This is a genomic window from Paraburkholderia sp. BR14312, from assembly GCF_040948675.1.
Taxonomy (GTDB): Bacteria; Pseudomonadota; Gammaproteobacteria; order Burkholderiales; family Burkholderiaceae; genus Paraburkholderia; species Paraburkholderia nodosa_A.
This window is the reverse complement of sequence record NZ_JBFPKI010000015.1, coordinates 68,063-92,701: the sequence shown is the minus strand read 5'-3', so window position 1 is coordinate 92,701 and position 24,639 is coordinate 68,063. Positions and strand designations below refer to the sequence as shown.

The following is a 24,639-nucleotide window of genomic DNA, read 5'->3' as shown; positions in this document are numbered from 1 at the left end:
GTGGGAAAGCGCCTGGCGGTCATTGTGAATGCAGTACCGCAATGCTTCAACCACATCAGTCGTTTTGAGCGTGAGCCGGATATCAAGGATCGACGCGTGCCGTGCGGCCCTCCCCCCACGCAATGACGCTCAGGTAACCGGCGTGTCCATGTCGACGCACCGCACGAAATCGACGTGCAGGCGTCGATTAGCGCACCGGTCATGTCGACGACCTCCGGGGGCCGTACGGCGGCGAAACGCAGACGCTCTTTACGTCAACCGGCCAGTCTTCTTCGTCCTAGAATTCCTTTCAGGGGGGAGGCGACATGAAGCGCGAAGTGGTCACTGGGCTGCTGTGCGGCGCACTACTCGCCGGCTGCGTGACGGCCGGCGTCGAGGTCAGGCCCGAACAGATGGCGAACTTCAGGCACGGTGTGACGACGCTGCAGGACGTGATCGTCGCGCTCGGCCCGGCGTCGGTCGAGACCGCGTTGGACGACGGCTCGACGCTGCTCGTCTACACCTACGTGACGTCGCGTCCGCACCCGGAAAGCTATATCCCCTTCATCGGCTCGCTGGTCGCCGGCGCCGACACACACTCGTCGGCGGCCGTGTTTCTGTTCGATTCGCACGGTCTTCTCAAGGGCGCCAACAGCACGGGCTCGAACGTCGGCACGGGCATGACCGCGGCCCATAGCGCGGAGCCCCGAGCGCCCGTGCCGGTTTCAGACGCGCCCGTTGTTGGCAAGGGCGTCCCGCCGCCCGCCGTTCAGACCGCCCAGCCGACGCCGGAAGAAGACGCCGCGCCCGCGTCGCAAATGCCTGGCGAACCGCTGGAAATCAACGTTCAGCCGGCTCCCGTCGAATAGCCATATCCCAATGTCAAACTTGCCCTGGCTTTCGCAATATCCTGCTGGCGTTGCGGCCGACGTCGACCTCGACGACTACCCCTCGATGGCAGCCCTGCTGGAACAGGCCGTCGCGCGCTTCGGCGACAGGATCGCCTTTCAAGGCGCGCGGAGTACCCGTCCAGTTCGCGATAAGTGAGATTCACGCCGAACTGATGCGGCGACAATGGCGAGACCGGTTGGTGAATGAAATCTGACTTTTCCGCCGCCGAAGAACCAAACCATTCGAAAAACGACGTTGTCTTGCCCTCCCGCGACAGCACCAGTCCGATGTCGCTTCCAGCGCGTCACCCTGTCGGCTTCGTTCTAGGAGCGACATTTCTGGTCGCATTAACTGTGCAAATCATTACCGTGCGACTTCAGCGTTAAAACCGCTCGCCTCCCATGGCTTCACCATTCGGGGTGATACGCACGTCTTATTCAACGCACAAGGGACGGCCAGATCATGAAAGCGTATCAGCCCAAAGTGGACCCAAAGACGCTTCGCAAGGTGATCGTTGCCGCTGCGGTTGGCAATTTCGTCGAATGGTTCGACTTTGCCGTTTATGGATTTCTGGCGACCCTGCTGACTCGCCAGTTCTTTCCGAATGGCGACCCGGCGATCGCGTTGATGAAGACCTTCGCGGTGTTCGCCGTCGCCTTTGCATTCAGACCGCTCGGCGGGGTCTTCTTCGGCGTGGTGGGAGACCGGGTGGGCCGCAAGAAAACGCTCGCCCTGACCATCTTGATCATGGCAGGGGCAACAACGGTCATCGGCTTCCTGCCGACCTACGCATCGGTCGGCATGCTCGCCCCCTTGCTGCTCGCAATCGTGCGCTGCGTGCAAGGTTTTTCCGCCGGCGGCGAATACGCCGGCGCCTGCGCGTATCTGATGGAACATGCGCCTAAGCACCAGCGCGCGCGATACGGGAGCTTTCTTCCGGTCTCCACGTTCCTGTCGTTCGCGAGCGCCGCAGTCGTGGCGTCGGGACTGGACGCCGTGCTGTCGCCAGAGGCGATGAGCAATTGGGGCTGGAGAATCCCGTTCATCGCCGCGGCGCCTATCGGTCTGGTTGGACTGTATCTGCGCACGCGCCTCGGTGAAACGCCATCGTTTGCCGCAGTCGAGCACGATCACGACCTCGCTCATGCCCCGCTGCGCGAAACGCTAAAGACCCAGGCAGGCGCGATCGTGCGCCTGGGTGCCTTCGTGTCCGTGACTGCGCTCTCCTTCTATACGTTCACGACCTATTTCGCGACGTATCTGCAGGTCGTCGGTCATCTGAGCCGGGCCAACGCGTTATTGGTCACGGTCTTCGCACTCGTCTTCGCCGCGGCCATCTGCCCGCTCGCCGGCCTCTACTCCGATGCCGTGGGAAGACGAAAAACGGTCTTCACGGCATGCGCCATCCTGATCGCGGCGGTGTACCCCTCTTTTTCACTGGGAGGCTCAGGGGATTTTCGTTCCGCGATTGCTGGCGCATGCATGCTTGCGCTCGGCGCGGTCCTGTCGGGTGTGGTCACGGCGGCACTGCTCTCCGAAATCTTTCCGACCCGCACCCGTTACACCGCTTCGGCGATCACCTACAACCTGGCCTACACGATCTTTGGCGGCACGGCGCCGCTTGTCGCCACCTGGCTGATCGAGTCGACGGGTAACAGCATCTCGCCCGCTTACTACCTCATCGCCGTCTCGCTGCTGGCACTGGTTGGCGGGTTGTCCTTGCCGGAAACGTCGCGGATTTCGCTCGACGATCCCCCGCATGAAGGTGTGACGGAACGCGTTGCGGCGCAAGGTCTGCAAGACGCACCGCACAATTCGGTCTGACGTGACCCCTCCGCTGCTCAGTAGGCCGCACGCAGGGCCTCCGTGGCCAAGGCAAGGCGCGACGCAATGACCTTCACCAGAAAGCGATGAAACTGCTGGGCGGCCACGGGGTCGTCCCGCTCGAGCGCGACGAGCGCCGCCAGCGACAGCCTGCGCACCCGCGTCGGCGCCTCGGCGTACACGTCCGCGCTGCGCGGTTGCTGCGTGTATACGGCCATTTCCCCGATGACCGTGCCCGGCAGGCAGGCGCGCACCCGCACCGACCGCCCGCATCCGAGCGGCAGCGAAACGGCGAGCCGCCCGCGCTCGATGAGGTACAGCGCGTCGCCCGGGTCCCCGCGAAGAAACAGCGCCTGGCCCGCCTGCAGATCCTGCACTTCGAGCCGCGTGGAGAGCGTGTTCAGCGCGCTCGCCGTGAAATGCGGCGCGAGCAGTGAATTGAGGTCGTCACCGGGTTTCGGCGCGAGCGCGCTCGACGCGAGCAGCTGGTCTTCGACCCATTCCAGGCCCGCATCGAGCGTGTCGAATTCGCGAATACGCAGATTGAGCGTGCCGGTTTTCGTCAGCAGATCGCGCGAGCGCGACGGCAGCGCGGTCAGGATCAGGTCCGCGTCCGTCGCCGCGCAGAGCTGCCGCAGCTTGACGAAGCTGATCGACACCGACGCGTCGATGCCCTGGGTCGCCGCGAAATCAAGTACAACGAATCGAACCCGCACCGGAGTGCGCGCGGCGAGGCGCTCCCGTATGCGCTGGAGGATCGAATTGGCCGTGCCGAAAAAGAGAAACCCTTGCAGGCACATGCCGCACACCTGCGCGCCGAGCCCGCGCAACGCTTCGGTCTCCTCGATGTTGCGCTCGACATTCGAGGTCCGGGTGCGCAGGTCGAACGCCATGCGAATGCAGCTCACGCGGCCGTAGAGCAGCGTGAACATCACGCACGCGGCAATCACGCCCGCGCCCACGCCGATGAGCACGCCCCAGCCCGCGATCGTGCAGAGAATGACGGGCACGAGCAGATACTCGTACCAGGCGAGCTTCGCCCAGGCGCCGACCACCCACTGCACGATGAGGCGCAGCCCCATGAAAAGCTGGAGGCCGACGAGCACCGGCACGGGAAAGAGCGCGACAAAACCGGGCGACGCGGCCAGCACGACGAGGCATGCGAGCGAGGCGAACACGCCCGCCAGCCGGCTCGTCGCGCCCACGCGCGCGTTGAGCATCGAGCGATTGAACGACTGATAACCGACCATGCCTCCCAACAGACCGCTCGCGAGATTGGCGAGGCCCGCGGCCCGCAGCTCGCGATTGAGGTCGACTTCCTCGCCCGTCGCCGCGCCGATCGCCGTCGAATTCATCAGGATCGTGACGGCCGAAACCGAGGTGACCACGATGCTCTCCGGAAGGTGTGCGGCGATCGCCGTCCAGTCGATGCCGCCCTGCCCGAGCTGCGCGCGCAGGTGCAGCTCCGGTAGCCCGGTGAGCCGCAGCGCCGCGCGCGGCAGCAGCAGGCCCATGGCGCGCGCGTCGTCGATCGACAGGCCCGCGGCACGCAGCAAAACGTAGAAGAGCACGATGCCGAAGGCCAGCGTGAGCGGCAGCGCGGCAACGTGCTTCCAGCTGCGCATCAGGATCGTCGCCAGCACGCCGACGACGAGCGCGGGCAACCATGCGAGCCAGTGGAGATGCGTCAGCAACGCGAGCGTGCGCCATTGCAGCGACTCGCCCGTCATGACGCGAAACGCGCCGGCGAGCAGCAGATAGCCCGTGCCGGCGAGGAAACCGCCGAGGACCGGGTAAGGCAGGAACTGCAGCGAGCGGCTGCGTTTCGACGACCCGATTGCGTAGAGCACGACGCCGGTCACGAGCGAACAGAGCGCGATGGCGATCAGCACGGTGAGCAGCAGCGTTTGCGGCGAACCGCCGTCCGCGCGCACGCTGCTCGCGACGCCTGCCGCCACGCCCGCAAGAAACGCCGCCGCGTTGCTGTCGGGGCCGCCGATGTTCAGGCGCATCGAACTCGTCAAGGCGATCACGAGCGCGGTGACGACACAGCTGACGAGCGCGGTGGGCACGCCGAGCATGGCGTAGCGGGCGAGATCGGCGCTGAAGATCAGCGTGCCGAGGCTCATCGCGTAGCACAGCATGACGAGCGCCGATACCGCGCCGGCCGCCAGATCGCCGGGCAGCGCCGCGATGCGCGAGCGCGGCGGGACGTCGGCGACAGTAACGGTCTTGCCCGGCTTCACGTGAATTCCCGGTGGAATGCGCGAGGCGCGATGGGGAGCGATCCAGTATCCGTCCGCGCCGGAAAGCCTGTCAAACGCCGTACGCAGCCCGTTGCGCGCGCCTACACTGGAAATTCACCGGCACGATCCCCCGACGGGCTCGGGGCGGTTCGCATCAGGCAACCGGCACCGCATCCAGGCGGCGAACATGGATATTGAGCAATGGCTGCACGCCCTGGGACTCGAGCAGTACGCGCAAGCGTTCGCGGCTAACGATATCGATCTCTCGCTGCTCGCGCAGCTGACCGACGCGGATCTGCGGGAACTCGGCGTGCAGTCGCTCGGCCACCGCAAGCGCATCCTCGCTGCCGCCGCGCCGAAGCCGCCAGCCGCGGCTTTGCCCGTGGCGCAAACGGCGGTCGCCCCCCACGCGCTGGAGATCCCCGCGGACGAACGCCGGCAGGTCACCGTCCTGTTTGCCGATCTCTGCGGCTTCACCGCGCTTTCGCGTACGCTCGATCCCGAGGAGGTGCGCGCGCTGATCGGCCGCTTCACGGCGCTCGTCGACGGCATCGTGCTCGCCTGGGGCGGCACGACGGACAGGCATATCGGCGACGCGGTGATGGCGCTGTTCGGCGCGCCGCGCGCGCACGAGACGGACACGCTGCGCGCCGCGCGCGCGGCGCTCGAGATCCATGAGGCGCTGACGCCATTGAGCCTGGAGGCGGCACGCACGTTGCAGGCCCATATCGGCATCGCGAGCGGCGAAGTCGTCGCCGGCGCGCTCGGCTGCGTCGACGCGCGCGACTACACCGTCACCGGCAGTCCGGTGAACCTGGCCGCGCGCCTGCAGGTCGCAGCGGCGGCCGGCGAGACCTGGCTCTCCGATGACGTGGCGCGCGCGCTTGGCGACGCCGCCGTCTGCGACGCGCTCGGCGAGCAGTGCTTCAAGGGCATCGACACGCCGGTGCGCGCATGGCGGCTGCGCGCGATTTCGAGCGACCCGGCGAGCGAATCGGCGAAGACGGGTCAGAGCCTTTTCGTCGGACGCGAGGCCGAGCTCGAGCAGTTTCACGGTATCGTCCGCGCGTGCGTCGCGAGGCGGGCCGGCCACATCGTCCATGTGCGCGGCGAAGCGGGCATCGGCAAGACGCGTCTCGTCGACGAGATGCGCCGCCATGCGCAGTCGCAGGGCTTCGAGATCCATCGGGGCCTCGTGCTCGATTTCGGCGTGGGCAAGGGGCAGGATCCCGTGCACACGATCGCCGGCAGTCTGTTCGGTCTGCCGGCCGGCGCATCGAGCGACGCGCGGCGCGCCGCCGCCGCGCGGTTCGCCGCTGAAGGCAGCCTCGAGGCCGGGCAGCATGCGTTCCTCCACGACCTTCTCGACCTGCCGCTCGCGGACGAATGGCGAACCGTCTACGACGCCATGGACCACGGCGCGCGCAAGCGCGGCAAGCAGGCGCTCGCCGCGAGACTGACCGGCGACGCCTGCAGGCGGGCCGCCACGCTGATCGTCGTAGAAGACCTCCATTGGGCCGAGCCCGAAATGCTCGACTATCTCTCGGCCTTCGCCTCGGGCATCGCGAACGGCCCGGGCCTGCTCGTGACGACCTCGCGCGTGGAAGGCGACCCGATCGATGCGGCGTGGCGCGCGCGCTGCCGCGACATCCCGTTCGCGACGATCGACCTCGGGCCCCTGCGCCAGGACGAAGCACTGAGCCTCGCAGGCAACTTCATCGACGCGACGCAACGGGTCGCGCTCGCCTGCATCGAGCGCGCGGGCGGCAACCCGCTGTTCCTCGAGCAGCTCTTGCGCAACGCCGAGGAAGGCAGCGGCAACGCCGTGCCAGGTTCGATCCGCAGCCTCGTGCTCGCGCGGATGGACCGGCTCGCGCCGCGCGACCGTCTGGCGTTCCAGGCGGCTGCCGTGATCGGGCAGCGGTTCGGCATCGCGTTGTTGCGACGGCTCATCGACGACCCCGGCTACGTCTGCGACGGCCTGCTCGCCAATGCGCTCGTGCTGCCGGAGGGCGAAGAGTTTCTGTTCGCCCACGCGCTGATCCAGGAGAGCGCCTATTCGACGCTGCTGCGTGCGCGCCGGCGCGAGTTGCACCGCTGCGCGGCCGACTGGTTCGCGCACGGCGACCCCACGCTGCACGCCCAGCATCTCGACCGCGCCGAGGACGAACGCGCGCCGCAAGCCTACCTGGCCGCCGCGCTCGCGCAGCGCACGGCGCACCTGCTCGAGGCCGCGCTGCGCCTCGCCGAGCGGGGCCTCGAGATTGCCCAGAGCGAGACGGACCGCCACAGCCTGAGCTGCTGCAAGGGCGAACTGCAGCGCGACCTCGGCGACATCGCGGGATCGATCGCGACCTGGCGCGCGGCGCTCGCAGCCGCCCCCGACGACGCCAGTCTGTGCCGCTGCCAGCTAGGACTCGCCGAAGGCCTGCGTGTGAGCGAAGGCCTCGACGAAGCGCTGGACCTGATCGAGGCTGCGCAGCGGATCGCGGAGCGCGATGACCGGGTGGCCGAACTCGCGAGCCTTCACTATCTGCGCGGCAACATCTACTTTCCGCTCGGCAAGATCGATGCCTGCAGCACCGAACACGAGCGCGGGCTCGACTATGCGCGGCGCCTCGGCCTGCCGGAGGCCGAGGCCCGCGCGCTCGGCGGCCTCGCCGATGCCGCCTACGCGCAAGGGCGGATGCGGACCGCGTTCCGCCATTTCAGCGATTGCGTGGCGTTGAGCCGCGAGCACGGGTGCGGCCGGATCGAAGTCGCCAATCTGTCGATGCAGGGCTTCAGCCGCATCTACCTGAACGAGCCGCGGCAGGCGCGCGAAGACGCCGTTGCCGCCGTGCGCGCCGCCGCGTTGATCGGGCAGCCGCGCGCGCAATTGCTGGGCGAGACGCTCGGCGTGTTCGCCTGCTACGAGCTAGGCGATATGCCGGCTACGCAGGTCCATCTGGAGCAGGAAAAGCGCGTGATCCGGCAATTGGGCGCGCGCCGGTTCGAAGCGCAGAACCTGGAAATGCAGGGACGTGTCTGGCTCGCCGATGGACGCCGCGGCGAAGCCGTCGATGCGCTGCGCGAGGCGCTTGCGATCTCGCGCGAGGTCGGCACGCAATTCTCCGCGCCGAAGAATCTGAGCGCCCTCGCCCGCGCGGTCGACGAGCATGACGAGCGCACGCGCCTGCTCGCAGAAGGCGCGGACCTGCTGCGCCTCGGCACGGTCGGCCACAACCATCTCTGGTTCTACCGCGACGCGATCGAGGCGATGCTGGCGGCCCGCGATCCGGCCGGCGTGCTGCGCTACGCGAGCGCATTGGAGGACTACACGCGGCACGAACCGCTGCCCTGGGCCGAGCTGTTCGCGGCACGCGCACGCGCGCTAGCGCGCGTCCTGCAGGCACCCGCCGACGATGGCGCGCGAGGCGAGCTCGCGCGCGTGCGCACCGTGCTGCTGCAGACCGGCTTCCAGCAATACCTGGCTGCCGTCGATGCAGCGCTTGCTGCTTGAGGCATGCATCCGGCCGAACACGCTTCGCCCAGGGCGTTCATTCCTTGTGCTCTTTGCGGAACGCAGCCTCGCCTGCATCCGATACCTCGACCCACTTCTTGTCGGGCGGCGCGTCTGCGGTGTAGCTGTCGTGCCAGTTCCACCACTTGTAGGTTGGGGTCTGGGGATAGCCCTCGGGCGAGTCCTCCCAGAGCTCCTGGCGACCCAGCGGCGTCATGTCGAGGTAGTTCCAGGTGCCCCCCATCTGTTCATCGCCGCGATTGTTGATGAAGTACGTACGCAATACGCGCTCGCCATCGCGGTAGAACACGTTCGTGCCGTGCCACTCGTCGACACCGAAGTCGGCGTCGAAGCTATCCGTAATGGTGAACCATGGCATCTGCCAGCCCATGTGCGCCTTCAGTCGCGCGATGTCGGCCTGAGGCGCACGCGAGACGAAGACGAGCGTCGTGTCGCGGGCGTTCAGGTGAGCGACGTGGGCGACCTGATCCGCCACCATCGAGCAGCCCCGGCAGGCATGCTCGGGCCACCCGAACACGCCCGGTTCGAAGAAAGCGCGGTAGACGATCAGTTGACGCCGGCCGTCGAACAGATCCAGCAGACTGAGCTTGCCCGCGGGACCTTCGAATGCGTAGGCCTTCTCCACCGCCATCCAGGGCATTCGCCGGCGCTCGGCGGCCAGGGCGTCTCGAGCCCGGGTCAGCGCCTTTTCCTTTACTAACAACTGCTGGCGCGCTGCTTCCCACGCTTGCGATGAGACGACCGGTGGAGTGGCCATGGCGGGCTGGCCGCCTTTCCTTCCGTTTTCGGCTGATGAACTCATGGCTTTTGCGACCTCCTGAATAGGGCAAATTCCTGCGGCGCGATTGCGTCCGCTACGCGTCGCTCATTGGGTGACGTGAGTAGTTTGCTACCGGGAATCGGAGGTTGGGAGTAACAAGTGTGGCGGTATTTCGAGGGCGTGCTGAGTGCGGTCGCCGGGCCGGGTCCAGGTTGCCTCAATCCAGGGTCGATTACCTCGGCTCGAATACCGGGTACGAGGCCGTATCGATCAGCGACAGGGTATCGTCGCGCGAAAGCAGCCCGGATTCGTCGAGAATCTGCACGAGTGGCCGACCTTGCGCAACCGACTGTCGCGCCAGCTTGCTGACACGAGCATATCCAAGCTTCGGCACGAGCGCTGTGGCCACAGCCATCGAGTCCATCAGGTGTCGCTCATTGCATGCACTGTCGGCGGTGATGCCGGCGATACACTTCTGCGTGAATCTCTCGATGCCGTCGGTCAGCAGCATGATGCTGTCGAACACACGGGAGGCCACTACGGGCTCGAAGTGATTGATTTCCAGTTCTCCATACTGAACCGCCTGAGCCACTGCGACATCATTGCCGATAACGGCAAAGCTCAACTGGATCATCGCCATCGGCAGCACAGGATTCACCTTGCCCGGCATGATCGACGAGCCGGCCTGCGCCTCCGGCAAGCGCAACTCCCCAATTCCGCCCACGGGACCGGAGGAGAGCACCGTCAGGTCCGATGCAATTTTCGCAATGGACGCCGCACAGGTGCGAAGCTCACCCGAAACGCGCGAGAACACGTCCATGTTCTGCATCGCGTCGAACGAGTTTGCCGGCGCGACATAGTCGACGCCTGCGATATCCGCGAGGTGCCGGTAGACCGCAGTTCGATACCCGGCCGGTGCACCAAATCCCGTACCGATAGCCGTACCACCGAGCGGCAGCGTACGCAGCTTGTCGCGAACCGCCATCAGTTCTTCCGCGAGACGTCGTGTGAGCGACGCGTAACCGCCGAAAAGCTGACCGAGACGCATCGGCTGCGCATCCTGCAGACAGGTACGGCCGAGGTGAAGGACGTCGGCAAACTCGATAGCCTTCTGATCGAACTGCGCAGCCAGTTTTTCCACTTCCGCAATGAGCGGTCCGAGCATTGCGTAGGTCGCAATCTTCAGCGCAGCGGGATACACGTCGTTCGTGGACTGCGAGCGGTTGACATGATCGTTGGGATGGATCACGTCGTATGAGCCCGGCGCGTGACCCAAAAGCTGCTGCGCCCGATTGGCGATCACCTCGTTGAAGTTCATGTTCGTCGACGTTCCACCCGAGCCCTCGAGCAGATCGACGATCAGTGAGTCACGAAACTTGCCTTCGATGATTTCCTGACACGCACGGCTGATTGCGTCGCATTGTTCCGGCGTGATGACATCGGTGTCCCGGTTCGCGAGCGCGGCCGCCCATTTGCACTGCGCGAAAGCCACCGCGAACGCCGGGTAGTGAGCAATGCTGAGAGGAGAAACCGTCAGATTGTCGACGCCCCTCACCGAGTTGACGCCATACAATTTCTCGACCGGAATTTCGACTTCACCAACGTAATCGCGTTCGGTACGCGTTTCAGCTTTGGCTTGACTGTTCATTTGAGTTCCTGTTTCCAATATCAATCAGCTGTTCAATTTCCTGACCGAGAGCCTTTTTCACTCGCGGGAGGAACGATGTTTTGATTACTTCGGACGCCGTGTCGCATGCATCTTCGAAAAACGCGCTGTATTCGTCGCGCCGCGCTACCAGATACAGCGACCGTTCGAGGCCCAGGCTGTCGACAACGTGGCGAGTCACGCCATCCGCGTAAGCCGCACCCTGAAGCAGACACATCGGCGAGGTCACGGCCCAGCCGATGCCTTCGGCCACCATCGATGTCAGCGCGTCGGCGTTGTCGAGCTCGAGCCTCGTCGGCGTACGCACTTCAATTCGACGCAGATAGCGCTCGATCTGCATGCCGACCTGCGATTTGCGGTTAAAGCGCACGATGGGCAATGCGTCCGCCAGGGCCCGGATGTCCTCCACGGTGCGGACCGACTTGCGGAAATCCCGCGGCGTGATGACAAAGTACTTCTCGGAGAGGAGCCGGAAGCGCACTACGTCATTGGCGTCGATCAACGCGTCGCTCGTGACGATGAGATCCAGGTCGCGCCGCAGCAGCGCCTCGCCTTGCTGCGGGCTCAATCCCGTACGGATCGACAGTTGCGATACCTTCTCCAGCAGCCGCTTCGTAAGAGCCGAGCCGCAGGTAGCCGCGAACGAGTCGACAAATCCGATGCGAAGATCAGGCTTGATGCCGCGCCCCGCTTCGACGACCTGGGCCTTCAGATTGGCGATCTCCTCGCTGAGTACCGCTCCGCGGTTCCTCAATGCGATGCCGTATGGCGTCAACGCGAGCGGACGGGTCGTGCGATTGACCAGCACGACCCCCAGTTCGTCCTCCAGCTGGCGGACGATCTGCGAGACACCCGATTGGGAGACGCCCATGCGTGCGGCCGCCCCGGACATGCTGCCCTCCTCCGCCACTGCGACGAAGACCTGCACCGCATACATATCGATCGGCTTGTTGAGCGACACGATGGACTCTCCCATAGTTACTGTCAGCAGACGTTGCCACGAGTGCGCCAACGTGGGAGCGTCACACGCCAGGCCTTCAGTGGCGATGTCCCGCTGTATGCAGGCTCACGTTCGGTGCGCCGTCCACCGCCGGCTCGTTGCTGCCCTGACCAGAACCCATATCCGAAAGACTCTCTTTGCCGGTTTCCGGTGCGAACAAATGACAGAACACGCCGCCGAACACCAATACGGCCACGCACACGCCGAGCGCTGCGTGAATGCCAACCTGTTGCACGGCCACGGGCAGGAGAAACGTACTGATCGCGGAACCGAACCGGCTGGAGGCAACGGCCAGCCCGACGCCTGACGCGCGCAGGTGGGTCGGGAAAAGCTCTGGCGGATAGACGAATTCGAGGTTCGCGGCGGCCGAGAGAATACAGGCGAAAATGCCAAATGCGAGGATTGTGCCGAGCGGACCGAATCCGGCGTAGGCGAGCACCGCCAGTCCGATCGCTGCGAGATAGAAGCTACCAATGAGAAACGCGCGGCGCGAGAGTCTGTCGACGATTAGCAATCCAAAGATTGCTCCGGCGAACAGCAGCACGTTATAAACGAGTCCGCCGACAAAGCCGTCCTTGACCTGCAAGGCTTGCAGTACCTTCGGCGAAAAGGTACCGAGCGCAAAGTATGGAATGACCTGGCACGTGTAGAAAACGCAGCCGACCAGGGTGTTCTTTCTCCAACGGGCCGAGAACAGTTCCGACCACGCACCACGACGTTGCTCGGGCGCGGCTGTCGGTGCGGGCAGAATAGTGTCCGGACCGAACTTTGCACGGATGATCTTCAGTGCCTCGTCCTTCCGGCCGCGCTTCATCAGCCACATGGGCGACTCGGGTACGCCGAGCCGGAACGGGAGAATGAGCAGTGCCGGCAGTCCACTCGCGGCCAGCATGATCCGCCAGGCGTCGGGGCCGATATCGCGAATGGCAAAGCCCGCGAGATACGCGCAGACGTAACCCGCTGCCCAGGCTGCTGCGAGCACACTCAGGAGACGGCCGCGATAGCGGCGTGGGGAAAACTCCGTGACGAGCGATTTGCTTACGACGTAGTCGGCGCCGAGAATGAAACCAAGCAGCACGCGCAACACCAGCAGCTGGGTCGGCGACGTCACAAAGAATTGCGCTGCAGAAATCGCCGCAAACAGCAGCATGTCGAAGGCGAAAATGGTGCGCCGGCCATATCTGTCCGCCACGGGCCCGGCAAACATGCTGCCAAAAAACAAGCCGGCAAGGGACGCCGCACCGAGTGCGCCCATCCAGAGCGCGTTCAGGTGCAGAGCTCCCGCCGCCATGCTCACCGCGATGCCGATGATGCCCAGCACGAAACCGTCGCTGAACTGTCCGCCTGTGCCGCTGAACGCCACGCGCAAGTGGAAACCGCGCAGCGGAACGTCCTCCATCAATATCGGCTTGCTCACTTTCGTCTCCTGGACTCTGGTTGTCAGCGAGGCGCCTGCCTGCGCCTTCTGAAACCAGTGTAGGGACTCGGATTCAAGAAAACAGCATATCCGGTGTCAGTATCAGCAACTCTAATACTATGTCACGCGGAGGTTGAAGTGGAGCAGTTCAACGTACGCCAACCGGTCGAGGCTCGAACCGGGGCCGGCTTCGGGCCTCACGGAACGACATGCGGCGCGGCGGTGTGCTTTGGCAGCACCGTCGCGCCTGAACGAATCATCTTCACCGGCCCTGAGCCGGCAAAAGCGATTCAAAACTCGTGGAGCATTGCCTGGATACTCGCCGGATCTTTGGTCGTCGTCAGCGCGAGCATCAGCAGAATGCGGGCCTTTTGGGGGTTCAGATCGTCACCGAGAAGACCCACATAGGCCGGATCTTCCGGTATGAAGCCGCCCCCTGTGCGGGAAGAGCGGACCACAATCACCCCCTGGGCGATCGCCTTCTTGATGGACGGAAGAGTGAGAAGCGATTCGCTGCCTGCTCCAACGCCTGCGACGACGATGCCCTTTGCTCCGTGCGCGACTGCGGCGTCGTAGATGTAGCCGCCGTCATTCTGATAGCCGTAGACAATATCGACTTCCGGCAGAGAATCGAGCTTCGACACGTCAAATGGCGTTGCAGTGGTATTGCGTTTCAGCACGGACGTTTCGAAGTGAGGAACCTCGTCCACCAGCGTGCCCAGGTAGCCGGCGTCGTTTCCCTTGAACGTATCCGGTGTCGTGCCGTTGGTCTTCGTGGTGTAGCGAGCCGAGCCGATCCGGTCGTTCAGCACGATCATGACGCCGTGGCCACGCGCCTCCGGCGAGGCCGCAACCGTGACTGCCTGCAGGAGGTTGCTCGGACCATCGGCGCTGATGGCCGTCGACGGACGCATCGATCCGGTGACTACCACGGGCTTGTCGCTCTTGACGACGAGATCGAGAAAATAGGCCGTTTCCTCGAGGGTATCGGTGCCGTGAGTCACCACGACACCTGCGATGTCCGGCTGAGCGAGAAGCTGATTCACGCGCTTCGCCAGTTTCAGGAGGATATCGTTGGTGATGTTCTCACTCCCGACATTCGAAATCTGTTCGCCGGACACCTGTGAAATCTTGCCCAGTGACGGGACTGATTTGAGAAGCGCATCGGCCGTCAGGACGCCGGGCTTGTAGCCCGTCGTCTGCGTCTCGCTGCCCGCGGTACCTGCGATCGTGCCGCCGGTTGCCAGCACCGCTACGTGGGGCAGTTTATCGGGGGATGTGGATTGCGCCATGGCCGGGGCCACTGAGAACAGGCAGAGTGCAAGCCCGGCTAGAAGCCGGCCTAAGTCGTTGCTCATATGAGCGCGGTTGTGTTTCACGGGATGTCTCCAGATTGGAAGAGTGAAACTCTGGATCGCCATCGAGATTGGCGTATCGCTGAAGACGAGTGTAGTGACACATTCAGGAAATCAAATCAGGCACGGGCTATCATTAAGGAAACTGATAGTGCGGTGCACGGAAGATGAAGGTGTGCGCATTCCCCGCGCTGCTCGCGCATGCGTAGTCTCGACGCACAAAAAACAGCTGCGTTGCGCCCAAGCGGTCTTTGAAGCCCTCGTGCGATCCCCTGATGTCCAGGAGAAATGTATTTTCTCGAACGCTAAAGCAATCGCCCCTCTGGAGATGACATCGAAAGGCGGTGGATGATGGCGTCGACGGCCTGCTCGACAGAAACGTTAGCTGTGTCGACAACGAGATGCTCAGATTCCCATGCTTCATATTGGCGTTCAAGCACGCTCTTCCACGTCGGCAGCTTGTGGCCCGGAATATCGGCTCGCCGTCCCTCGACCCTCAAACGGTGCGCCGTCGTATCAGAACAAACCAACTCAATCTCGAAGATTTGAACACCGGCTTCGAGCGCGACACTTCGCCAGGCGCTGCGCGTCATATGCAACGCGTTGACCGAGTCGGCGACGACGGTCAAACCAAGGCGCAAATTATCTTTCGCAACTCCATATCCGGCCAGATATCCGGCAGGTCCGATATCCGCCGCTGCGCCCGCGGCCTCGATGAATGCCTGTTCCAACGTATCGATGCGCAGATAGACCGCGGCCAGTTTGCGAGCAAGTGTTTGCGCTATGGTTGTTTTTCCGGTGCCCGGTAGTCCCCCGAAGGCAATCAGCATTTTCGACGCTCTCAATATTCGAATATTGGCTGATTGTCGCAGGATTTCTGTCGCGACTTCCAGTGTCCGCTCCTGGCGGATCTCCGCTGCCCGCCGCAGCTCAGGCGTGACGGTCGTCGTGCGGCACACCCGCGGCCGTGGGCCCCGACAATTTGCAGACAGAGTCAGGACTATCCGTGACGCGGAGGTAATACCTTGCGAGCGGTCGTTGAGAGGCCGAGCAAGCGAGGGGCCGGAGTCTGTCGGGACAGTGCCATCGCTCCCGGCCCGCTTTCGAAGTGTCGGTACCTGAGGTGTTGAATCAGTTGTCGTCGCTTCTGGACGGGAGATGCTCGTGAGGCTCGGGCTCTGCCGCGTCGGCGTCAGGAAGGTCGTCCGGGGCCGGATTTTTCAGGCCCTTTGGATCGGGCTGCCGCGTTGTGCCGGCGGAGGTTGGCGCGGGGTTGAGGGGGGTGCCGGTCGGCTCACTGGATGGATTCGACGTCATGATGTGCTCCTGCGCTGATGAATACATCTCCCGATCATGATAGTACGCCTGGTCGCCTTAAGCCGATGCCCTGATTCCGGTTGGACTTACTGGCTTTGCCAATCTTTGGCCATCGCCCGACGAATGAGCGGCGGCACAGAGTCGCTCAGCGACCGTTGCACTGCATGCTCGACGGAATTGCCAGATCGAGTGAGACGATTCCTGCGACCTCAGCGTGCCACCGGGGACAGCGTGTTGGCGTCGCGGGCCAGAAGCCAGCGGCCATCGGGCTGTTTGCGGTACAGGGTCATCCGATGACCGGCCAGCTCCGTTGCTTCTCCGCCGGCGCGCGGTGTCACAGATAACGAGTCCCGGCACAGTGTGTAGGCGACTTCGCCGACGATCACGACCTCTTCCAACTCGCTGATGCAGCGGATCCGAGATTGTTGGTGGGCGGCCGAGAAGCCGACGTGGAATCGCTCCCGACCGATGGGCGCTCGACCCGGATTCAAAAACACGACATCGTCCGCCATCAAGGTGAGCAAGCGGACAAGATCGCCCGCGTTGACTGCATCAATCCAGGTTGTGTGCATCTCACGAATAGCGCGTTCATCGGATCCCATTTGGAACCTCCATTGCCAAAACAGTTCGATTACGACGACCATCAGGGCGTCGGTCAGCATCGATCGCCATCCAGGTCGGGAGCGCGGCATTATCCGAGGCTGTCGAACTTCCCGGTCTGAGGATAAATGGATTCGCCGCGATTCAGCATGCCGATGAACTCCTCGATCTTGCGCACCGGTGTTGCGGGCTTTTTGGCATTCTGCATCCGAAACAGGATAGCGTAGCGGTTGCGGGCGACGATGACGCCTGCTTGCCCGGTCACCATCAACTTCCGGGCGAGCCTGCCGTTATAACGACGGTGCAGCAAACCGAAGGGCACGGCCCCTTCTTCTTTCAGGGTCATGTCGACGCACTCAAGCGTCAGCCAGCAGCCAGTACGGCTCGCGCGAGAAACGGGGCCGGACGTGAGTAAACCGCAGACAATCATCAGCAGTGTTGAGCCGGCATGGCTTCATACTTTCGCGCCGCGCGGGCTCCCACTCCCGAGCATCCTGATGGCCACAAAGTCGAGCCCCGTTCTAATTCGCCCGACCTCGGAAGAAGACTGGCAAATCTTGAAGACGGTCCTCCTTGCCGCGCTGCTTGACAGCCCAACGGCGTTCGGTCTGAATTACGCCACCGCGGCTGCGTATAGCGAGCAGCAATGGCGCGAATGCGCTTCAGGTCAGACGCAGCCGCAATATCTGGTAGCCATGGTGCAAGGGCAAGCAGTCGGTCTTATCGGCGATGCGATAAGCCGCACGCGCGAATACAACCTGATTGCCATGTGGGTTCATTCGAAGTGCCGGGGTTTGGGAATTGCAAGTCGCCTGGTCAACGCAATCCAGGCGCGCGCGATTGAACGCGGACAGCGAAGAGTCGTGTTGAGAGTCTCGCCAGACAACGCCCGCGCTGTAGGTCTCTATCGCCGACATGGTTTCCGGTTCTTGCCCGAACGAGAAGCGCTAGCCAATCAGCCCGGCATCAGCGTGCAGAAAATGGAATGGAATAGCGGTGGCTGACTGTCGGTGCGATATCTCACCGAGAGGGTTCAGACAGGCAAAACCGGGGATGGAAACGCCCTTGCCGGATTCGCGGCTCATCGGGTCAGCCGGCGTGCAGATGACTCGATCCTTGCGCTAGTATGGAAGGGCAAAAAGATGCATCGAAGACAGCGCGCCGGCCCGGTGCTGACGTCACCTGCCCGCTTTGCCCTGGTATTCAGCCGCTAGCATCGCCGCGTTCAGACGGAGGTCGACATGAACGAACAATCCGTGCTCGGTATCATCCATGCGCAGGAACTACTGATGGTGTCCCTCATCCGCGTACTCCCGCCCGACGAGCGGCGCAAAGTTTCCGAAGAGTTCCACCGCCAGGTCGAGCTAGCCGAAGCGCCGCATCTGAGTGACGGCCATCACCGCGAGATGACCGAAGCGTTCAAGGCGCATATCCGCAAGCTGTCGATCTTGCTGGCATCGTTGAGTTGATCGGGCCGACGTTCGCGCCACCGTCAACAGCCACGAAACGCGCCCGTCATGCACTGACCGTCGCCGCGTTCGCCCGGGCGTGGCCAACCACGCCCGATCCAATGCGCCACGCCCCGTGGTTGTATCATTCACTAGCTCTTCTGGTCTCCCCATTGGCAATCGGACTACGTCGCTAGCTTTTTCAACGCGACAAGCTGCCTGAAACATCCACCGAACCAGCTGAGGTACCGCCGTGAAATGCAACCTGCTATTTCTGCTCCTCGCCCTTGCCGCATGCTCGCAAATACCCGACGCGCAAAGCCCGGCGCCTTCAACGAGCGCGTCGACTGCTGCCGGCGCGAGCGCGGTACCGGCGATCGAACCTGGGATCCTCAGTCAGTATCACTGGCAACTCAGCGACGCGTTTGACAGCAAAGGCATGCGCATTGATGCGTTGTTTGCCAGTGCAGAAAAGCCCGTGCAACTGGACTTCAGCGCCGACCGGCTAAACGTAGTCAATAGCTGCAACAATATGGGCGCCAGTTACAGTGTCAAGAAAGGACGGCTGCAGATTGGCCAGATGGTGAGCACCATGATGGCTTGCCCTGACGCCGCTCGCGCCGCCCTCGACGACGCCATTGCCAGGCGCCTGCATGGCAGCCTCGACGTGAGCCTGCTGGCCCGTGGCGATACCCCCCGCATGCAACTGGTTACGGATAGCGGCGACACGCTGACATTTATCGGCGTGCCCACTGCTCAGACCCGTTTCGGCGGCGCGGGTGAAACGACCTTCCTCGAAGTGGCCGCGCATTCGGTGCAGTGCCACCATCCGCTCATTCCGGACAAGCAATGTCTGCTGGTGCGTGAGCGCCACTTCGACGAGCACGGTTTGCCAACCGGAACACCTGGCGCATGGCAACCGCTGTATCAGGATATCGAGGGCTATACCCATACGCCTGGAATGCGCGATGTACTGCGCGTCAAGCGCTATACCATCAAGAACCCGCCCGCCGACGGACCAGCGATTGCGTACGTGCTGGACATAGTGGTTGAATCGGAAAAGGTGGAGAACTAGCTTTCCCGACCCGTCAGTTTCAGCACTCGGCCTTTCACCACCGGCATCCCACCCGGATCAGTCGGGCTAGTCCTGCGCAATCCACCACAACCGCGCAGGCAAGTTCGACGATGGTGACGAGCCCTACCGCTCCCGGGTGCTGCAACGCGTGATCGCCAGGGGCATCCTCCCCAACGGCACCGAGCTGTCCCCGCTGGATTCTCTTCCCCCAGGTGTTGCGAATCCGGCGGATTACAGGGCACTCAGTCGAGCGGCACGGTGAGGCGGTCGATGACCGCGGCCGTCAACGGCCGCACGCCGCGCCACCATGCAAAGGCTTCGGCCGCCTGTTCGACCAGCATGCCCACGCCGTCGGCGACGCCGTGTACGCCGGCGTTGCGCGCGAGCCGCAGGAACGGCGTGAGCCGCTTTCCGTATGCAAGTTCGTAGGCAGTGCCCTCCGGGCTGAACACGCCCGGAGGGACGGGTGGCAGGTCGCCCGTCAAGCTTGCGGACGTCGCGTTGACCACAAGGTCGAAGCGGCCTCGCGTCGCGAGATCACTATAGCCGCACGCGCGTAAGCCCGTACCGCGCGAGCCGACCTGGGCGACCAGCGCGCAGCCTTTCGACACATCGCGGTTGGCGACGACCAGTTCGGCGGGCCCCGCGGCGAGAAACGGCAGCAGCGCGCCGCGCGCTGCGCCGCCCGCGCCGAGCATCAGCACGCGTTTGCCGGCAAGCGGGACGCCAAGATTGACTTCGATATCGCGCAACAAGCCAATGCCGTCGAAATTCTCGGCAACGATCCGGCCGCTCTCGAACTTGAGCGCATTGGCGGCACCCGCCAGTGTCGCGCGCTCGCTGCGCGCGTCGGCGAGCGCGAAGGCCTTGAGCTTGAACGGTGCGGTGACGTTCATGCCCTTGCCGCCATCCGCAGCGAACTGGCGCACGGCCCTCGCGAAGCCATCGTCAGGGTCGAGCGGACCTTCGATTGCGACGTAGGACATCGCCTGTTGCGTCGCTTCGGCAAACAGGCGGTGAATCAAGGGTGATTTCGTGTGTCCGATCGGGTGGCCGATTACTGCATACGGGTCAGTCATGGTGTCTCACTTCGCGTAGAGAACGCCTTCGCACTGCATCGCGTCGATCTCGGCAGCGGAAAAGCCGAGCGATTGCGCGACCTCCGTGTTGTGCTGCCCGAGATCCGGCGCGACGTCGCGAATGGTCGTGTCGCAATCAGAAAAGCGGAAAGGCAGGTTGGGCAAACGCAGCGTTCCATAGCGCGGGTGATGCTGCTCGACCACCATGCCGCGCGCCTGGATCTGCGGATCGTCGAGCACCTCGTCGATGCGCTGCACCTTTGCGCAAGGCACATCGATGCCATCCAGCAGTTCGAGCACCTGCGCGACGGGCCGCGCGGCGACCCACGGCTGCACGACAGACAGAATCGCCTGCCGGTGCGTGTTGCGGCCGACGCTATCGTAGAAGCGCATATCGCTGCCGAATCCAGCGGGCCCGCCGTGCGTTTCGATCAGCGCGGCGAGGCGCTTCCACGCGTCGTCCACCTGTGCCGCGATCACGAGGTCGCCGTCCGCGGCGCGAAAAACGCCATAGAGCGTCGAGGTCGGCATGTCGTGCCCCGTCTGCTCCGGCAGCACGCCTCGAAGCGTGTAGCACTGCACCGCGTATTCGTGCATCGAGACGAGCGTGTCGTAGAGCGCCATGTCGATGTACTGGCCGCGGCCGCTCTTCGCGCGTCCGAGCAGCGCCGCGTTGATCGCCGCCACCGCGTGAATGCCCGTGTACATGTCGCCGAGCGAAATGCGCAGCAACGGCGGCGGCTCGCCCGGCGTGCCCACCATCTGCATGATGCCGCTCTTCGCCTCCGCGATCAGCCCGAATCCGGCGCGATGCGCGTCGGGGCCCGTATGGCCGTATGCCGAGATCGAGCAATAGACGAGGCGCGGATTGCGTGCGGATAACTCTGCATAGCCCAGTCCGAGCTTTTCCAGCGCGCCGGGACGGTAGTTCTCGACGAACACATCCGCCGAATCGCACAAGCGGCGCATGAACTCCTTGCCGCGCGCATCTTTCATGTTGACGCTGACGCCGCGCTTGCCCATGTTCAGTTGCAGGAAATAGCCGCTTTGCTGGCCGTCCAGCACGGTCGCGTGCTGGCGTCCTGGGTCACCGCTGCCCGGACGCTCGACCTTGATGACTTCGGCGCCGAGCGCAGCGAGACAGCGGCCTACGTAGGGACCGGCGAGGAAGTGGCTGTAGTCGACCACGCGAATGCCTTCGAGAGGACGGCCCTGCATCAGTACGCTCCCGGCCGACGCAGCACCATCAGACGATGTTCGCCGCGCTGAACCACCTGGTTATCCTGATTGATCAGTTCGGAGGGCAGCACGGCGATGCCCCAGCCAGGGCGGCTGTTGCTCGGCCGCATGGCGCCGACGCGAAATTTCACGTGCAACACATCGTCGACCTTGATTGGCAGCAGAAAATCCCACGTCCACCCGAGCGACATACCGGGCAGAAAGCGATAGTCGCTCTGTGTCTTGAGGCCGTCGGCAATCGACAGACCGAAAAGCCCATGCGCGACCAGGCAGCCGAAGTGGCTCGCTTTGGCGTATGCCTCGTTCACATGCACGGGCGTATGGTCGCCCGTGAGGTCGGCGTAGGCGAGGATGCGTTCCTTCGTCACGGTGTAGCTCGGGCTCACGCACTCGTCGCCTTCGCGGGCGTCGTCCCAGTACTTCTCGATGATCGTCATGCTTACGCCTCCGCGCGCGGGTTGATGATCAGCGCCTGCGCAACACAGGACGCGGGTTTGGCTTGAATCAGTTCGACGGCGAGGCCGCCGGGCAGACGCAGCCAGTTGCGCCCTTGCGGCAATTCGCTGACGCCAAAGGCATGGGCCGCTGCCAAAGCGGCTTCGAGGTCTTCGCACATGACGCCCAGATGCGCGAGGCGCCCTTCGGGGCCATCGTGTTGCGGCGCATGAATGAACTGAAGACCGCCGAGCGTCCAATACTGGCGCGGCGCGTCGACGGTGCCGTCGACTTCGCGCATGGTCATGCCGAGCACGTCTTCGAAGAAGCGGATATGCCAACGGATGTCGTTCACCCAGATCGCGACATGCTCCAGGTAAGCCTTCGAGCCGCTCATGCCGTCGCCTCCTTGCGCGCTTCATCGGCCATCGCGCGCTCGATGCCCTTGATGCAGGCCACCAGCGTCGCGTTGACGGGCGTCGGCACGCCGAGCCGTTGTCCCCAGCGCACCACCGAACCGTTGATGAAATCGATCTCGGTGACCGAGGCTTTTTCGAGGCTTTGCAGCATCGACGTCTTGAACGCAGGAGACAGACCTGCGGCCGCGAGTGTCCAGGCCTGCTCGGGGTCCGTCATCGAGAGCCTGATGCCGGCCGCCTGTGCCGCCGCGATTGCCTCGGATACGGCCGCGAGGGCCGTCGCTTTCAGCAGCGGCTCGTCATAGAGCTGGCCGTAAGTGAGGCGCGTAATGCCGGTAATCGCGCCCGTAGCGACGTTGACGAGCAGTTTGTCCCACATCGTGCCCATGATGTTGTCACTGACGATGGTCAGCAGCCCCGCTGCGTTGAAGGCCTCGGCGATCGTCTTCGCACGGCGCGTGAGTTGGCCATCCAGTTCGCCGATATACGTCGCCTTGCCGGTGACACCCGACTGGATACGCCCCGGACCGCGCAACACGCCGCCCACATACGTCTTGCCCGCCAGCACGCGCTCGCGGCCCACGATATCGGCGAGCACGTCTTCATGCCCGAGGCCGTTTTGCAGCGACAGCACGAGCGTTTCGGGCCCGATCAGCGCGAGTGCGCCGCGCATCGCCGCGTCGGTGTGGAAGGACTTGACCAGCACGATCACCACGTCGGCTGCGCCGATTTCGCTCGCCTGGGTCGCGGCGCGCACTGCGATGCGCCGCGTGCCTTTGTCGTCGTCGACCTGCAGACCGTCGCGGAGCATCGTTTCGACATGGACGGGCGAACGGTCCAGCAGCCAGGTTTCGTGGCCACCTTCCGTGAGCGCGGCGCCGATCGCGCAACCTAGTGCACCGGCGCCGAGAATTGCAATCTTCACAGGGTTTCTCCTTGAGGTATAGGCACACGATAGGAGTCGCCGCTCATATCGACAATGCAATGACTACAATGACATCATTGCGCCAGACAATAATGCTCGCTACGCCATGATGCCGACCGATTTGCCTGATCTGAAGCTGCTACAGCTGTTCGACCTTCTGTATGACGCGCGCAGCGTCACGCGCGTTGCCGAGCAACTGGGTCAAAGCCAACCCACCATCAGCATCTGGCTCGGGCGGCTGCGTGAATATCTGCAGGACCCGCTTTTCATCCGCACCCCCGGCGGCATGGCGCCGACCCCGCAGGCCGATGCGCTGATCGGGCCTTGCCGCGAGATTCTCGAATCGCTCAGGCGCTTCGCCGCGTGGGAGATCACGTTCGATCCGGCGACCGCGCAGCGGCGCTTTCGCATCTGCATGACGGACGCGAGCCACATCACGCTGCTGCCGAGACTGCTCGCGCACGTACGCGCCCAGGCGCCCGGCATCCGGCTCGAGGCAGCGGGAATCGACGGCAACACGGAACGGGCGCTGGAGTCGGGCGAAGCCGATCTGGCTATCGGCTATGTGCCCTGGCTAAGCGGCGGCATCTACCAGCAACAGCTTTATCAACAGAATTGGGTGTGTCTGACGAATCGGCACCATCCGCGCGTTCGCGCGCGGCTCGGTTTGAAGCAGTACCGCTCGGAGGGACACGTCGCGATCGAATCGGGCACGGGTGCTCAATTGCTCGAACAGGCGCTGGCGCGCGAGCGGATCGAGCGTGACGTCGTGCTGCAGCTGCCCGGGTTCCTGGGGCTCGGCACGATCGTCCAGACAACCGATCTGATTGCCACGCTGCCTCGCCACATTGGCGAAACCCTGGCGCAGGCCAACGATCTGGCAGTCCATTCGTGCCCGATTCCCGTGGATGGTTTCGCCGTCCGGCAACATTGGCATGCCCGGTATCATCACGAGGCCGGGAATCGCTGGCTGCGTGGCGTGGTCCTTCAGCTGTTTGGAGTGTCGCCGTGAAAATGACACTAAGGCGCCGTCGATCCGGCAGCTCTCTCGACCCGTGATGGGACGACATCTGTGCCGACACGGCGTATCGAGGCCCGATACGATTTCATGGCATCATCGTGCGGACCTTCACACAACCTGAGGAGCGACACGATGGCGACCTATATTGTCTTCACGAAGGAAAGCACGCAGGATCAGAGTGAGCTCGATATCTACCAAAGCAAGGTGGGTGCGACCTTCAAAGGTCATCCGGTCAAGATTCTCGCTGCCTACGGACCACAGCAGGTTCTCGAGGGCGAAGCGCCCGAGGGTGTCGTGATAGTAGAGTTTCCGTCGACTGAAGCTGCGCGTGCGTGGTACGACAGCCCGGCGTATCAGGAAGCCGCGCAGCACCGCTTCAAGGGCGCGCGCTATCGCGCCGTTCTTGTCGAAGGCATGTGA

General features: G+C 63.8%; 21 protein-coding genes and 1 pseudogene. 8 read left to right on the top strand and 14 right to left on the bottom strand.

Going from position 1 to position 24,639, the window contains the following annotated elements; translation table 11 throughout:
- Positions 1 to 305: 305 nt before the first annotated feature.
- Both AB3X98_RS34470 and AB3X98_RS34465 read left to right on the top strand, forming a co-directional pair.
- The gene (locus tag AB3X98_RS34470; protein WP_069262016.1) at positions 306 to 848 is read left to right on the top strand and encodes a hypothetical protein; all 543 of its coding nucleotides are present in this window, start codon (positions 306 to 308) and stop codon (positions 846 to 848) included.
- 484 nt (positions 849 to 1,332) lie between these two features.
- Positions 1,333 to 2,694: an MFS transporter gene (locus tag AB3X98_RS34465; protein WP_368604787.1), complete on the top strand. Its 1,362-nt coding sequence runs from the start codon at positions 1,333 to 1,335 to the stop codon at positions 2,692 to 2,694.
- Positions 2,695 to 2,711: 17 nt separating this feature from the next.
- Here the strand turns inward: AB3X98_RS34465 and AB3X98_RS34460 are convergent, their stop codons facing one another.
- A complete protein-coding gene (locus AB3X98_RS34460) occupies positions 2,712 to 4,940 on the bottom strand; it encodes a SulP family inorganic anion transporter (RefSeq protein WP_368604786.1) in 2,229 nt (742 codons plus the stop codon).
- Positions 4,941 to 5,127: 187 nt separating this feature from the next.
- On the opposite strand from AB3X98_RS34460, the gene AB3X98_RS34455 reads away from it, so the two are divergent.
- Entirely contained in the window at positions 5,128 to 8,442 is a 3,315-nt protein-coding gene (locus AB3X98_RS34455; protein WP_368604785.1) for an adenylate/guanylate cyclase domain-containing protein, read from the top strand.
- A 37-nt stretch (positions 8,443 to 8,479) separates the two neighbouring features.
- On the opposite strand, the gene AB3X98_RS34450 is transcribed toward AB3X98_RS34455, so the two are convergent.
- The 8 genes and pseudogenes from AB3X98_RS34450 to AB3X98_RS34415 all read right to left on the bottom strand — a co-directional run.
- Positions 8,480 to 9,265 carry a DUF899 domain-containing protein gene (locus tag AB3X98_RS34450; protein WP_368604784.1) on the bottom strand — a complete coding sequence of 262 codons (786 nt, stop codon included), beginning with the start codon at positions 9,263 to 9,265 and terminating at the stop codon, positions 8,480 to 8,482.
- 190 nt (positions 9,266 to 9,455) lie between these two features.
- A complete protein-coding gene (locus tag AB3X98_RS34445; protein ID WP_368604783.1) occupies positions 9,456 to 10,871 on the bottom strand; it encodes an aspartate ammonia-lyase in 1,416 nt (471 codons plus the stop codon).
- Positions 10,849 to 11,850, bottom strand: coding sequence for a LysR family transcriptional regulator (locus tag AB3X98_RS34440; protein ID WP_368604782.1), 1,002 nt, complete (start codon positions 11,848 to 11,850; stop codon positions 10,849 to 10,851). The genes AB3X98_RS34445 and AB3X98_RS34440 overlap by 23 nt, the downstream gene beginning before the upstream one ends.
- 76 nt (positions 11,851 to 11,926) lie before the next feature.
- Positions 11,927 to 13,288 carry an MFS transporter gene (locus tag AB3X98_RS34435; protein WP_368604835.1) on the bottom strand — a complete coding sequence of 454 codons (1,362 nt, stop codon included), beginning with the start codon at positions 13,286 to 13,288 and terminating at the stop codon, positions 11,927 to 11,929.
- A gap of 308 nt (positions 13,289 to 13,596) precedes the next feature.
- Positions 13,597 to 14,685: an asparaginase gene (locus tag AB3X98_RS34430; protein WP_368604781.1), complete on the bottom strand. Its 1,089-nt coding sequence runs from the start codon at positions 14,683 to 14,685 to the stop codon at positions 13,597 to 13,599.
- Between the two features lie 281 nt (positions 14,686 to 14,966).
- On the bottom strand, positions 14,967 to 15,491 hold the full coding sequence (locus AB3X98_RS34425; RefSeq protein ID WP_368604780.1) for an AAA family ATPase: 525 nt from the start codon (positions 15,489 to 15,491) through the stop codon (positions 14,967 to 14,969).
- A gap of 696 nt (positions 15,492 to 16,187) precedes the next feature.
- On the bottom strand, positions 16,188 to 16,640 hold the full coding sequence (locus AB3X98_RS34420; protein WP_368604779.1) for an SgcJ/EcaC family oxidoreductase: 453 nt from the start codon (positions 16,638 to 16,640) through the stop codon (positions 16,188 to 16,190).
- 29 nt (positions 16,641 to 16,669) lie between these two features.
- Positions 16,670 to 16,813, bottom strand: a pseudogene (locus AB3X98_RS34415) (YdeI/OmpD-associated family protein); the annotation flags it as partial.
- A 262-nt stretch (positions 16,814 to 17,075) separates the two neighbouring features.
- Here AB3X98_RS34415 and AB3X98_RS34410 point away from each other — a divergent pair.
- The 3 genes from AB3X98_RS34410 to AB3X98_RS34400 all read left to right on the top strand — a co-directional run bounded on the left by AB3X98_RS34410 (position 17,076) and on the right by AB3X98_RS34400 (position 19,101).
- Entirely contained in the window at positions 17,076 to 17,582 is a 507-nt protein-coding gene (locus tag AB3X98_RS34410) for a GNAT family N-acetyltransferase (protein ID WP_069262399.1), read from the top strand.
- Between the two features lie 237 nt (positions 17,583 to 17,819).
- On the top strand, positions 17,820 to 18,047 hold the full coding sequence (locus tag AB3X98_RS34405) for a hypothetical protein (RefSeq protein ID WP_069262027.1): 228 nt from the start codon (positions 17,820 to 17,822) through the stop codon (positions 18,045 to 18,047).
- Between the two features lie 232 nt (positions 18,048 to 18,279).
- Positions 18,280 to 19,101, top strand: a complete 822-nt coding sequence (locus tag AB3X98_RS34400; protein WP_368604778.1) for a DUF4377 domain-containing protein — start codon at positions 18,280 to 18,282, stop codon at positions 19,099 to 19,101.
- Positions 19,102 to 19,343: 242 nt separating this feature from the next.
- Here the strand turns inward: AB3X98_RS34400 and aroE are convergent, their stop codons facing one another.
- The 5 genes from aroE to AB3X98_RS34375 are packed head-to-tail and all read right to left on the bottom strand — an operon-like array spanning position 19,344 to position 23,198.
- Complete coding sequence (gene aroE, locus AB3X98_RS34395; protein ID WP_069262029.1) at positions 19,344 to 20,180, bottom strand: shikimate dehydrogenase; 837 nt, start codon at positions 20,178 to 20,180, stop codon at positions 19,344 to 19,346.
- A 6-nt stretch (positions 20,181 to 20,186) separates the two neighbouring features.
- The gene (locus AB3X98_RS34390) at positions 20,187 to 21,398 is read right to left on the bottom strand and encodes a CaiB/BaiF CoA transferase family protein (protein ID WP_368604777.1); all 1,212 of its coding nucleotides are present in this window, start codon (positions 21,396 to 21,398) and stop codon (positions 20,187 to 20,189) included.
- Positions 21,398 to 21,856: a MaoC family dehydratase gene (locus tag AB3X98_RS34385; protein ID WP_368604776.1), complete on the bottom strand. Its 459-nt coding sequence runs from the start codon at positions 21,854 to 21,856 to the stop codon at positions 21,398 to 21,400. Before AB3X98_RS34385 ends, AB3X98_RS34390 begins: the two co-directional genes overlap by 1 nt.
- A gap of 2 nt (positions 21,857 to 21,858) precedes the next feature.
- Positions 21,859 to 22,251 carry a VOC family protein gene (locus tag AB3X98_RS34380; RefSeq protein ID WP_368604775.1) on the bottom strand — a complete coding sequence of 131 codons (393 nt, stop codon included), beginning with the start codon at positions 22,249 to 22,251 and terminating at the stop codon, positions 21,859 to 21,861.
- The gene (locus AB3X98_RS34375) at positions 22,248 to 23,198 is read right to left on the bottom strand and encodes a ketopantoate reductase family protein (protein ID WP_368604774.1); all 951 of its coding nucleotides are present in this window, start codon (positions 23,196 to 23,198) and stop codon (positions 22,248 to 22,250) included. Before AB3X98_RS34375 ends, AB3X98_RS34380 begins: the two co-directional genes overlap by 4 nt.
- Positions 23,199 to 23,304: 106 nt before the next feature.
- On the opposite strand from AB3X98_RS34375, the gene AB3X98_RS34370 reads away from it, so the two are divergent.
- The gene (locus AB3X98_RS34370) at positions 23,305 to 24,210 is read left to right on the top strand and encodes a LysR family transcriptional regulator (RefSeq protein ID WP_368604773.1); all 906 of its coding nucleotides are present in this window, start codon (positions 23,305 to 23,307) and stop codon (positions 24,208 to 24,210) included.
- Positions 24,211 to 24,351: 141 nt separating this feature from the next.
- On the top strand, positions 24,352 to 24,639 hold the full coding sequence (locus tag AB3X98_RS34365; protein ID WP_368604772.1) for a DUF1330 domain-containing protein: 288 nt from the start codon (positions 24,352 to 24,354) through the stop codon (positions 24,637 to 24,639).

Bases quoted from the DNA above. Each gene is read 5' to 3' on its own strand.
- AB3X98_RS34470 (WP_069262016.1), top strand. From the start codon at position 306: ATGAAGCGCGAAGTGGTCACTGGGCTGCTGTGCGGCGCACTACTCGCC.
- AB3X98_RS34465 (WP_368604787.1), top strand. From the start codon at position 1,333: ATGAAAGCGTATCAGCCCAAAGTGGACCCAAAGACGCTTCGCAAGGTG.
- AB3X98_RS34455 (WP_368604785.1), top strand. From the start codon at position 5,128: ATGGATATTGAGCAATGGCTGCACGCCCTGGGACTCGAGCAGTACGCG.
- AB3X98_RS34450 (WP_368604784.1), bottom strand. From the start codon at position 9,265: ATGAGTTCATCAGCCGAAAACGGAAGGAAAGGCGGCCAGCCCGCCATG.
- AB3X98_RS34445 (WP_368604783.1), bottom strand. From the start codon at position 10,871: ATGAACAGTCAAGCCAAAGCTGAAACGCGTACCGAACGCGATTACGTT.
- AB3X98_RS34435 (WP_368604835.1), bottom strand. From the start codon at position 13,288: ATGGAGGACGTTCCGCTGCGCGGTTTCCACTTGCGCGTGGCGTTCAGC.
- AB3X98_RS34425 (WP_368604780.1), bottom strand. From the start codon at position 15,491: ATGCTGATTGCCTTCGGGGGACTACCGGGCACCGGAAAAACAACCATA.
- AB3X98_RS34420 (WP_368604779.1), bottom strand. From the start codon at position 16,640: ATGCTGACCGACGCCCTGATGGTCGTCGTAATCGAACTGTTTTGGCAA.
- AB3X98_RS34410 (WP_069262399.1), top strand. From the start codon at position 17,076: ATGGCCACAAAGTCGAGCCCCGTTCTAATTCGCCCGACCTCGGAAGAA.
- AB3X98_RS34405 (WP_069262027.1), top strand. From the start codon at position 17,820: ATGAACGAACAATCCGTGCTCGGTATCATCCATGCGCAGGAACTACTG.
- aroE (WP_069262029.1), bottom strand. From the start codon at position 20,180: ATGACTGACCCGTATGCAGTAATCGGCCACCCGATCGGACACACGAAA.
- AB3X98_RS34390 (WP_368604777.1), bottom strand. From the start codon at position 21,398: ATGCAGGGCCGTCCTCTCGAAGGCATTCGCGTGGTCGACTACAGCCAC.
- AB3X98_RS34385 (WP_368604776.1), bottom strand. From the start codon at position 21,856: ATGACGATCATCGAGAAGTACTGGGACGACGCCCGCGAAGGCGACGAG.
- AB3X98_RS34380 (WP_368604775.1), bottom strand. From the start codon at position 22,251: ATGAGCGGCTCGAAGGCTTACCTGGAGCATGTCGCGATCTGGGTGAAC.
- AB3X98_RS34370 (WP_368604773.1), top strand. From the start codon at position 23,305: ATGATGCCGACCGATTTGCCTGATCTGAAGCTGCTACAGCTGTTCGAC.
- AB3X98_RS34365 (WP_368604772.1), top strand. From the start codon at position 24,352: ATGGCGACCTATATTGTCTTCACGAAGGAAAGCACGCAGGATCAGAGT.